General features: G+C 61.3%; 9 protein-coding genes and 1 pseudogene. 5 read left to right on the forward strand and 5 right to left on the reverse strand.

Features of this window, described 5'->3' with window-relative positions; translation table 11 throughout:
* Window positions 1-4 precede the first annotated feature (4 nt).
* The 5 genes and pseudogenes from ACV229_RS26920 to ACV229_RS26940 form a co-directional block, all read left to right on the forward strand.
* Window positions 5-2,974: a molybdopterin-dependent oxidoreductase gene (locus tag ACV229_RS26920; protein ID WP_448086147.1), complete on the forward strand. Its 2,970-nt coding sequence runs from the start codon at window positions 5-7 to the stop codon at window positions 2,972-2,974.
* 1 nt (window position 2,975) lies between these two features.
* Window positions 2,976-3,836, forward strand: a complete 861-nt coding sequence (locus ACV229_RS26925; RefSeq protein ID WP_448086148.1) for a 4Fe-4S dicluster domain-containing protein — start codon at window positions 2,976-2,978, stop codon at window positions 3,834-3,836.
* 106 nt (window positions 3,837-3,942) lie between these two features.
* Entirely contained in the window at window positions 3,943-5,397 is a 1,455-nt protein-coding gene (locus ACV229_RS26930) for an aldehyde dehydrogenase (protein WP_448086149.1), read from the forward strand.
* Window positions 5,398-5,427: 30 nt separating this feature from the next.
* On the forward strand, window positions 5,428-6,321 hold the full coding sequence (locus ACV229_RS26935; protein WP_448086150.1) for an acetoacetate decarboxylase family protein: 894 nt from the start codon (window positions 5,428-5,430) through the stop codon (window positions 6,319-6,321).
* 46 nt (window positions 6,322-6,367) lie between these two features.
* Window positions 6,368-6,751: pseudogene (locus ACV229_RS26940) on the forward strand (DDE-type integrase/transposase/recombinase); the annotation flags it as partial.
* Between the two features lie 91 nt (window positions 6,752-6,842).
* Here ACV229_RS26940 and ACV229_RS26945 read toward each other — a convergent pair.
* From ACV229_RS26945 to ACV229_RS26965, 5 genes are read right to left on the reverse strand one after another with little or no spacing between them, the layout of a single operon-like run.
* The gene (locus tag ACV229_RS26945) at window positions 6,843-7,511 is read right to left on the reverse strand and encodes a 3-hydroxyacyl-CoA dehydrogenase family protein (RefSeq protein ID WP_448086151.1); all 669 of its coding nucleotides are present in this window, start codon (window positions 7,509-7,511) and stop codon (window positions 6,843-6,845) included.
* Between the two features lie 4 nt (window positions 7,512-7,515).
* Window positions 7,516-8,391: a 3-hydroxyacyl-CoA dehydrogenase family protein gene (locus ACV229_RS26950; protein WP_448086152.1), complete on the reverse strand. Its 876-nt coding sequence runs from the start codon at window positions 8,389-8,391 to the stop codon at window positions 7,516-7,518.
* Window positions 8,392-8,423: 32 nt separating this feature from the next.
* On the reverse strand, window positions 8,424-9,590 hold the full coding sequence (locus tag ACV229_RS26955) for an acyl-CoA dehydrogenase family protein (protein ID WP_448086153.1): 1,167 nt from the start codon (window positions 9,588-9,590) through the stop codon (window positions 8,424-8,426).
* A 15-nt stretch (window positions 9,591-9,605) separates the two neighbouring features.
* Window positions 9,606-10,355, reverse strand: coding sequence for an SDR family NAD(P)-dependent oxidoreductase (locus tag ACV229_RS26960; RefSeq protein ID WP_448086154.1), 750 nt, complete (start codon window positions 10,353-10,355; stop codon window positions 9,606-9,608).
* A complete protein-coding gene (locus ACV229_RS26965; RefSeq protein WP_448086155.1) occupies window positions 10,348-11,115 on the reverse strand; it encodes an enoyl-CoA hydratase/isomerase family protein in 768 nt (255 codons plus the stop codon). The genes ACV229_RS26960 and ACV229_RS26965 overlap by 8 nt, the downstream gene beginning before the upstream one ends.
* Between the last annotated feature and the right edge of the window lie 4 nt (window positions 11,116-11,119).

Consider the following 11,119-nt stretch of genomic DNA (forward strand, 5'->3'; position numbering starts at 1 on the left):
GACCATGAAGCGCGTCGTTCTTCGCACCATCCTTTTCGCGCTTGGGCCGATGTTGAGCAAGGCGGCGCGCAGACCTGCCTTCCGTGCTTTTCTCAGCCGCCACGAGATTGTCGCGCAGATCCAGCTCAAGGATGGCAGCATCGGACGCCACTACCTGATTAGCCGCGGCAAGGTGAAGTCCGTAGCTGGCCTGCATCCGAAACCTACGGTGCGCATGGTGTTCAAAGACGTGGACACCGCCCTCACCATGATGAAGCCCAACCCCGACATGGGCGCTGTGGTTCATGCGGCAAAGAACTTCAAGGTCATGGTCATGGGCCCGGACCATTTGTGTGTCTGGTTCATGCAACTGCTGAACCTGTCACAGACATCAGGTCTCACGATGGGCTCTCCAATGCCCGACGGTTGCACGCGCTACACCATGCTGACCAATGGGGGGCCGTTGTTCGTCCACGTGAAGGACGGGAAGATGGTGCGCCTCACGCCGATCGACTTCGATGCCACGGACGCGCAAGGCTGGACGATCGTGGCGCGCGGTCGCAGGTTGACTCCCCGCCGCGCGGCCACGGTCGCCTCGCACGCTTTGGCCATGAAGTCCGCCGTGTACTCGGAAAAGCGCATCCTTTGTCCGATGAAACGCATCGACTTTGACCCAAATGGCGCACGCAATCCGCAAAATCGTGGAGTCAGTGGATACGTGCGTATCAGTTGGGACGAAGCACTCGACATCGTCTCGAGCGAAATCCAGCGGCAGCGCCGCGAGCACGGCCCTGGCTCAATGACAATCACCCACGGTTCCCATCATCAGTGGGGCAATGTGGGCTACTATCTCAGCTCGCTGCTGCGCTTTGGCAACCTGATCGGTTTTACCCGCGTTGCCGCGAACCCCGACAGCTGGGAGGGCTGGTACTGGGGTGCCATGCATCATTGGGGGCAGAGCCAGCGCGTCGGCATTGCGGGCAACTACGGAACCGTCGAGGACTGCCTCCAGGAAGCCGAGTTGATGGTGTTCTGGTCCAGCGATCCGGAAAGTACCCGTGGTGCTTACAGCGCTCACGAAGGCACGCAACGCAGGCAGTGGGCCCGCGATTTCGGCATCCAGTTCGTGCATATCGACCCGCACTTCAACCCGACGGCGCAATGGTTGGGGGGCAGATGGATTCCAATCAAGCCGGGCACGGACGCAGCGCTCGCGCAAGCCATCATGAACGTGTGGATCGAAGAAGATCTCTACGACAAGGAATACGTCGCAACTCGTACGACTGGCTTCGATGACTGGCGTGACTATCTGGTCGGAAAGACCGATGGAGTCGCGAGGACACCCGAATGGCAAGAGGAAGAAACGGGCATCGCAGCAAAGGATGTCCGCGCCCTCGCTCGCCTGATGGCACAAAAAAAATTCTATCTTGCCGCCGGCGCCAACGGCGGAGGATTTGGCGGTGCCGGGCGCGGCGCAACGGGCGCGCAGTGGGCCCGCTGCATGGTCATGTTGATGGCCATGCGCGGGCTTGGAAAGCCCGGGATCAACATGGGGAATCTCGACTCGGGTACACCTGTCGATCACGAGTTCTACTTCCCTGGCTACGCGGACGGCGGCATTTCGGGCGAACTGCAGTGGAACGGCAATGCAGTGAACAACTACCAGAAGATGCCGCACGTCATCACGGTCAATCCGGTTCGCCAGCTGGTGCCGAAACAGAGGTTTCCCGCCGCCATTATTGAAGGACGCGCGACTGGCTACCTTTGGGACGGGATTGCTACCGAGATCCAGTTCACGCCGTTCGAATACCCGATGCCCGGCTATTCGCGCATCCACATGATCTACAAATATGGCGGATCATGGTTCAGCACCTTGACCGAATCAAGCCGGATGGCGCAAGCCTACCGGCACGATAGCATCGAGTTCGTTGTCAATCAATCCATCTGGATGGAGGGCGAGGCGCAGTTTGCCGATGTCATTCTCCCTGCCTGCACGCAATTCGAGCGCTTTGACATCGGCGAATGGTGCGCTGGCGGTGGCTACCTGCCTCATGGGTTCAACAACGTGAACCATCGAGTAATCGCGTTACAGCACAAGTGCATCGAACCGCTTGGCGAATCGAAGTCCGACTATCAGATATTTACTGACATTCTCAGCCGCTTGGGACTGGGCGCGATGTTCACAGAGGGTTGCAGCGAGCTCGACTGGTGCAAGCGCGTGTTTGATTCATCCGACGTCGCAAAGCATGTCAGCTGGGCGGAATTCTGCAAAAAGGGCTACTACGTCGTTCCCGCCGAAGCGGAGGCCATGCGTCAGCCCGTACAGTGGCGATGGTTCGCGGAGGGTCGAATGAAGGACATCGCCGAGGCTATGCCTCTACCGTCGCAGTGGGCCGCGGAATTCGGCAAAGGTTTGCAAACCCCCAGCGGGAAGCTCGAGTTCATGCCGGAAACGCTCAGGCGAGCGGATCCGGACAACCCCGAGCGCCCCGTTCTGAACCGCTACATCGCGGCATGGGAAGGCCCGCGCAGCGAGCACGCGAAGCGCTTCCCATTGCAGATGATCGCGACGCATTCGCGCTACAGCTTTCATACCAATGTCGATGGGAAGGACGGCTTTCTGGACGACATTGAGGATCATCGTGTCCGCGTCAACAACCATCCCTACTGGCTTTTGCGCATGAACGTCGATGATGCTGCCGAGAGAGGCATCAAGCACCACGATCTGGTCAAGGTGTTCAACGAGCGGGGTGCGGTGATCTGCGCGGTTGACGCTTCGAACATGGTGACTCGTGGGGTGGTGAAATCATTCGAGTCAAGTGCGGAGTATCAACCCATCGAAATCGACGGAGAGATTGTCGACATCGGTGGAAGCATGAATGTGCTGACGTCTTCGCGCACTGCCATGAAGGGAACCCATAGCATGGCTCCCAACTCCTGCATGGTCCAGGTCGAGAAATGGGTCGTGAGGAATCCGGCAACGGAGGCCGCTTGAAATGAGCAAATGGAACCTGATTATCGACGTCTCCGAGTGCGAAAACTGCAGTAACTGCGTTCTCGCCGCGAAAGACGAGTTCGTCGGAAATGACTTCCCGGGATACACCGCACCGCACCCTGCTCACGGTCAGGCCATCATCCAGATTGACCGGAACGTACGTGGGAGCGGGCACATGGTCGACGCAACCTACCTGCCCCGGATGTGCAACCATTGCGACGATGCTCCGTGCCTGAAAGCAGGCGCGGACGGCTCGGTAAGGAAGCGCGATGACGGGATCGTCATTTTCGACACGGTCAAGGCCAGAGGACGTCGCGACATTGTCGCCAGCTGTCCCTACGGCGCAATCGTGTGGAACGAGGAGCAGCAACTTCCGCAGACCTGGTTCTTTGACGCGCATCTACTCGATCAAGGTCAAGTCGAACCACGCTGCGCAGCAGTGTGTCCGACTCGCGCGATCGAGGCCGTTCGCGCCAGCGACGCCGAGATGGCGGAGCGTGCGCGACGTGAGAATCTGCGTGTGCTGAAGCCAGATCTGGCTACCCGCCCTCGCGTGTACTACCGCCATCTGGACCGGTTCGATCGCGGATTTATCGGCGGCAGTCTATCGACTTCGGTAGACGGGCGCGAGGAATGCGTTACCGATGCAGAAGTAGAGCTACTCAAGGCAGGCACACTGGTCGCAACAACGCGTAGTGACGCGTTTGGGGATTTCCGCTTCGATAACCTTGAACCGGGGAGCGGCACGTATGCGGTGCGAGTTCAACATGAACAATATGGCGTTTCGGAGTATTCCGTCGACCTCGCTGGAAGCAGCGCCGTCCTTGACGAAATTCGGCTAAACGAAGCGAACGTAACCTGACTCGGGTCAAGATGTGATCCTCATTCCGGATCGCATCTTGACCGCGGTGAATTTCGCAAGAGACCAACCGGTAAAACCATCACTATGCATTCCTAAGGAGACTGCGATGTCTGATGTTAATCTGCTGATCGGTGGAAAAAGTGTGTCATCATCGTCTGGCGCCACCTTTGAACGCCGAAACCCCCTCTCGGAACAGATCGTGTCACGCGTCGCAGCCGCGACTGTTTCCGATGCGACCGCTGCCGTGGACGCGGCGGCCTCGGCATTCCCGGAATGGTCACGACTGGGCCCCAGCGCCCGCCGGGCACTTCTCCTCAAGGCAGCGACTGCCCTGGAAGGCAAGGCCCCCATGCTCACAGAAGCGATGGCTTCGGAGACCGGCTCCAGCAATCTCTGGGGCGGATTCAACGTTAAGCTCGCAGTCGCTGTCCTCCAGGAGGCCGCCGCACTCACGACCCAGATCAGTGGTGAGGCGATCCCGTCAGACGTTCCGGGTAACCTTGCGCTCGCAGTACGCCAACCCGCCGGCGTCGTGCTGGGCATAGCGCCATGGAACGCCCCGCTGATTCTTGGAATGCGCGCGATCGCCGTTCCCCTCGCCTGCGGCAACACGGTCGTGTTCAAAGGGTCCGAGCTCTGTCCTCGTACACATCGACTGATGGTGGATGCGTTCGAGGAAGCAGGTTTTCCGGCTGGTGTGGTGAACTTCGTCATTAATGCACCTGCTGACGCAGCTGCCGTTGTTGAAGCCATGATCGCGCATCCGGCGGTGCGACGTGTCAACTTCACGGGCTCCACTCGAGTCGGCCGCATCATTGCGTCAGTTTGCGCGGCGCATCTCAAACCCGTGGTGCTCGAACTGGGCGGAAAGGCGCCGCTCATCGTTCTCGATGATGCCGATCTCGACGCGGCTGTGAACGGTGCAACCTTCGGCGCCTTCGCCAATTCAGGCCAGATTTGCATGTCGACGGAGCGCATTATCGTGGATTCCACGATCGCAGACGATTTCGTCTCGCGTCTGGTTTCACGTGTGCAAGCGTTGCCAGTTGGCGACCCGCGGGGAGAACGCCCAGTAGTGCTTGGTTCCGTCATTGACGTGAGTGCCGTAGAGCGCTGCAACGCCCTGATTGACGACGCCCTCGAAAAAGGCGCCCGGCTGCTTTGTGGCGGAAAGTCGACCGACACTCTTTTCCCCCCGACGTTGCTCGACCACGTAACTCCGGCGATGAAGATCTATCACGAAGAGTCGTTCGGACCGGTCAAGCCCATTGTGCGGGTCAACGGAGTTGAGGAAGCCGTTGCCTGTGCGAACGACAACGAATATGGATTGTCGGCCGCCGTATTCGGCGGCGACGTTGGTCGTGCATACGAGGTCGCAAAGAGAATCGAGTCCGGTATTTGCCATGTAAACGGGCCGACGGTCCACGACGAGGCGCAAATGCCCTTCGGCGGCGTAAAGGGCAGCGGCTTCGGACGCTTTGGTGGCCGTGCTGGGGTGCATGAATTCACAGATCTGCGCTGGGTGACTATTCAAACCGCGCCCCGCCACTATCCCTTCTAACCCGTTCAATCGAGCAAAAGGAAACAGATCATGACGATCCAGTTCACACCCGGCGTGCGTTATCGCATGCCCGTCGTCTTCGGCCCGGCTCCCGGCCCGCGACAAAAGCCCAGCGGTACGCCATGGGACGCTGAGGAAACAGGCACCATGAACGCCCAATGGATGACGGTGAGCTACCTCACCGACCGATCCAAGCTTGAGCGCATTCTTCCCCCGGGCTTTGCACTCCGCGGTGCACCCGAGGTACATGTTTCGCTCGGCTTCTTCGACAACCTTTACTGGCTGGCAGGACGGGGATACGGCATCGTCATGGTCGAGATCCCCACGATCTACACGGGCAAGACGGAAACCATCGAGGGCTCCTTCTGCCCCGTGCTTTGGGAAGGTCGTCCGGACGCGATCATGACGGGACGAGAAGAACTCGGTTTTCCCAAGCTCTTCGCGGACATCCCCAATCTGCATGTTGACCACGACAATGGCTCTGCTGGAGGGGAGGCGTCATGGTTCGATTTCAAGTTCTTCGAGCTGGAGCTGTTTGGCCTGAAGCCTGTCCAGGGCGACAAGCGACTGCCGGGGCCCGGTGGCGCCTCCTTGTTCTATAAGTACATGCCGCGCAGCGGCAGCTTTGGCACAGGCGGCTGCGACATTGCATATGTCACCACCTCCCAGCCGCTTCCGCAGGCAGCGGGAGATACATCGCCGATCAAATTCACTGACGCAAATTTCCGCCGGTGGAAGGGCGAAGCCGGGCAAGTGAAGTGGAATCGCGCAACGTTTGAACAGCTTCCCACCACCTTCCATGTGGTGAACGGAATCGCCGACCTCGACATTGTCGAATACCTCGGCGCCGAAATGGTCGAATTCTCTGCCCCTGGCATTGCCGTTTCGGCTAACGTCATTCGCCCGGTAGAACCGTCGGTCTGATTCGTTGGTCGCCCGGTGAGATTCGCTGACCGACGGTGTTTCGCCCCACAAGCAGCCGGTTGGTAAGAACTGGCGCTTGGACGATACATACGCTCGCGTCAAGGGAGAATGGCGGTATCTTTACCGGGCCGTCGACAAGGACGGCAAAACCATCGGCTTTCTGCTACCCGCCCATCGGGACAAGACTGCAACCCGGCGTTACTTTGAGAAATCGATCGGCAGAATTGGCGCGCCCGAGACGGTGACCATCGACAAAAGTGGCGCCAGTCTTGGCGCGCTCGAAGCGATCAAGCGACGAACGCGCCCCAAGCTGGGGTTCAAAGGTTTCCGCTGCGCGCGGATCCTTCTGGCTGGCATCGAACTGATGCACAGGATTGCGAGTGTGTCACAGGGCGGTTCTCGTATGTCGAGCGGACGTCGTTTGCCTTGATGCGTGCGTTGCGCCGAGCTTCCCGGCCTGGCTCCTTGATGGCACCAAATCGTCCCGGCTCGCGTGGATTCTCAAGGAGGGGAGCATCCATTCAAGTTGGGGTGGCGGCATCGGACTCACGCACCTTGGCCACTTGGGCACGTCGCGCTGGCGCATAGGGCTCCTGGCCCAGCGCGAGGTACAGCGCCTGACTCACGTCGTAGTGATCCGCCAGTCCCGTGCGCTCCAACAGCGAGATCGGGCCTTCCGGGTAGCCGAGACCAAGGCACAGGGTCTTGTCCATGTCCTGTGCACTGGCGAGCTTATCGTCCAGGCGACGCAGAGCCGCATTGAGATAAGGGCGGATCAGCCGGTTGACGATGCGCCCCGGAAAGTCGGCGCACACCGCTACCTTCAGTCCAGCGGCCACGAACGCGGCCTTGGCTGCAGCGATTGCGGACTCGCTCGTGTTTGGTTGCCGAACCAACTCTACCAGCGCGCTCGGATCGGCGCGGCCCAACCGAAAGCGTGCGAAGCCCACGACGTTGGAGCCTTCCTCACCGCCCCGTTCGCCCGTGTGCACGCCCAGGCACTCGTTGCCCAACTCGATTGCGACGAACGGGCAAGCGCTCAGTTCTCCTGCCGCGGCGAAGGCGGCCCCTGCTTCTTGCCCGGCGAACACGCGCGACACCCCCTCGGGGTCCGCCTGCTCGCTGAAGGCATGCATCGTCGGGAATGAACGGCTGTCACCCGCAAAATCAATTCGATAGCTCACTGTCATGGCATCAGGCTCCATACATCTTGTTGTCCGCATACCGGTGAAAGCCGCGACCGCTCTTCTTGCCCAGCCAGCCGACGGCGATCATTCGCTTGACCAGCGGCGGGCAGGCTGCACGCGGCTCTTGCGTGATGCCATGCATCGCCTCGCATAGAAGCTTTTGCGTATCCATGCCAATCAGGTCCAGCAGTTCCATCGGCCCCATCGCGTAGCCCATGGCAGTCTTGATGGCCAGATCGATGTCGGCTGGCTCGGCCACACCCTGCTCCACCAGGCGGATCGCGTCGTTGTTGAAGGGAATAAGGAAATAGTTCAGCACGAAACCGGGCGTGTCCTGCGTCTTCACTGGCTTCTGACCCAGTTCCTCGCATACGGCCCAGGCCCTGGCAAAGGTATCTTCGCTCGTGGTGAGGCCGGGCGACATCTCCACCAGCTTCATCAGCTGCGCCGGCAGGCAAAAGTGCATGCCCACGAAGCGGTCGGGCCGGCCCGAGCCTCCTGCGATCTCTGTAATGCTGATGGTGGAGGTGTTGCTCGCGAAAATGGTGTGCGGCGGGCAGATCGTGTTGAGCCTGCCGAACAGTTCGTGCTTGACAGGCAGGCTTTCGAAGACGGCCTCGATCACCAGGTCGCAGTCCGCGAGATCTTCCAGTCGGGTCGTGCCGGACCACTGACTCATGATTTCGGGCAGCTTCTCGGCGTTGAGCTTGCCGCGCTCCACACTCTTGCGCAGAAAGCCCTCCGTCTGCGTGCGTGCGCGATCCAGCGCGTCCTGCTTCAGGTCGAACACGCGTGTGCGAAAACCCGCCCGCGCGCAGACGATGGCGATGCCCGCACCCATGGTGCCGGCACCGGCGATGCCGATGGTCTTGATGTCACTCATGTCTATCTGTCCCTTTCTCCTTCGTGATGGCCTCAGCGCTGCAGGAAGCTACGGCCAATCAGTTGCCGATGGACCTGGTTGGTCCCTTCCCAGATCTGGGTAATCTTTGCGTCGCGCATCAGCCGCTCGACGCGGAAGTCCTTGCAGTAGCCGTATCCGCCATGCAGTTGCACGGCATCGGTGGTCACTCGCATCGCCAGGTCACTGGCGCGCACCTTCAGAAGCGATGCCTCGATGCCGAAGTCCTTTGCGCCAGCATCCACCAAACTGCCCACTTGCCACAGCCAGCTCTCCACCAGTGCCAGCTCCGAGGCGAGGTCAGCCAGCATGAACTGGATGCCCTGAAACTCGAGGATCCTCCTGCCGGACTGCTTGCGTTCATTGATGTAGGCGACCGAATCCTCGAACGCGCCACGTGCAATACCCAGCGCATGCGCGGCCACACTGGGGCGCGACTTGTTCAGCGAGGCGAAGAGGATCGGCAAGCCATCGCCGGGTTTGCCGATCAGATTGGCGTGCGGCACGCGGCAGTTGTCGAAGGCCAGAGTGGCTGTGCTGGACGCCCGCGTGCCCATCTTGTCTTCGAGTCGCACCACCGAGATCCCAGGCGTGCCCTTCTCGAGAATGAGAACCGAGATGCTTTCCTTCGCGCCTGCGATGCCCTCCCACTTCCCGAAGAGCAGGTACAGGTCGGCCACGTCGCCGTTGGTGATGAAGGTCTTGCCGCCGTTGATGACGATCTCGTCACCTTCTGCGCGGAAGGTGGTGCGCATGCCGGTGGCGTCCGAGCCTGCGCCGGCCTCCGTGATCGCGAGCGCGCAGAGGCCGCCTTGCGCGATCCGCGGCAGCAGGCGCTGCTTCTGCTCCTCCGTGCCCCAGTCGATGAGCGGCTTGATGCCGTGGTAGTTGGTGGCCCATATGATGCCGGTGGCCGCGCAGGCCTTGCTGATCTCACGCACGCACGCAAGGTAGGCCGTGTAGCTCATCCGGGCGCCGCCATACGCCTCCGGGATGAACATGGCGTTCAGCCCCAGTTCGTTGATGGTCTTTACGTTCGGCCACGGGAATTCGCCGCTGCGGTCGTGATGCTCCGCGCTTGGTGCGATCTGCTCGCGGCACAGCGTCTGCACGCTCTCAAGAAGCATTCGCTCCTCGTCGTCGAGGGTGATGTGGCTGTCGAGTCTGTCGAGAAGGTTCATGGATTCAGTCGGAGATCAATGGGCGATGCCCTGCCCACCGTCGATGTAGATGGTCTCACCGGTAAGGAAGCCGCCGGCCGGGGTGAAGAGCGACGCCACCAGCGCACCGACATCGGCGGCCGTACCCGGCTCGCGACCCGGGATGCGCCTGTCGAGATACGCGCGCAGCGGTCCTCCCGCGGCCATCGCATCGACATTGAGGTCGGTGACGATGTAGCCCGGCGCGACGTCCATCACCCGGATGCCCTTGCTCGCCCATTCGACCGCGAGCACACGGGTGATCGCGCCTACCGCAGCCTTGCTCGCGCAGTAGGCGAGATTGCGCTTCACGCCCAGTTTGTCGAAGAACGAGCCGATGTTGACGATCATTCCCCCGCCTGCGGCGACCAGATGAGGGTAGACAGCCTGGCACGCGGTGATGACCGAGGTCGCGTTGGTGCTCATGACCTGATGCCATTGCTGCAGGGACATCTCGGCCGAAGGCGCCTCGATATGCATGCCCGCGTTGTTCACGAGACCCTTGATGCGCCATCCCTCGTCGGCGAGCGTGCGCAACGCGTCGGCGACCGCCGCCGGGTTGGTGACGTCTGCGCGCGCGGAGATCCAGCGCCCGGACATCTCGGCTGGCGCATTGCTCGCTGCAGGCAGTGCGCCCGAGCGCGACAGGCAGGCCACATGACGGCCTTGCGCGGCCAGCGCCCGCGCGATGGCCGCGCCGATGCCGCGGCTGGCACCAGTGACCACGATGCACTCACGTTCACTCATCACGAAACTCCGCTTTACGCTTTTCAACAAAAGCCTGCATACCCTCCGCGGCGTCGCTGGTGCGATAGGCCAGGGTCGAGAGGTCCGCTTCGACGCGCAGCCCCTCATGCAGCGGCACGTCCATCGCGCGCTGCACGGCTTCCCGTGCGAACTGCAGCGCGCGCAGTCCGTGGCCGCTGAATTCCCGCGAATAAGCCTTGGCGGCCTCGATGCCAGGCGGCTGCACAATGCGGTTGACGAGACCAATCGATTGCGCCTCCTCGGCGTTGACGGTGCGGCCAGTCATCACCATTTCCAGCGCGCGGCCCTGCCCCACGAGGCGCGGCAGGCGCTGCGTGCCTCCGTAGCCCGGGACCAGCCCCAGCTTGACTTCCGGCAGGCCGAACTTCGCGTTGGGCAGTGCAATGCGCAGCGTGCACGCCAGCGCCAGTTCGCAGCCGCCGCCGAAGGCGAAGCCGTTGACCAGGGCGATCGATGGAATGGGCAGGCGATCGAGCAGGGCGAACACCCTCTGGCCGAGTTCGGCACCTTCGCGCTGCGCTGCCAATCCGCGGTTTTGCAGCTCCCTGATGTCCGCGCCGGCGCAGAAGGCCTTCTCGCCTTCGCCGGTCACGATCAGCGCGCGGGCCTTGGATCGGCCGGCTTCCCGTATGCGTTCTCCGATCTCGCCGATCAGCGCGAAACTCAGTGCATTGAGCGCCTGCGGACGGCGGATGGTGAGGATAACGAATTCCTCGTCGTGCGTGAGTTCGATGGACATTCGC

It is taken from the genome of Burkholderia sp. MR1-5-21 (assembly GCF_053427715.1).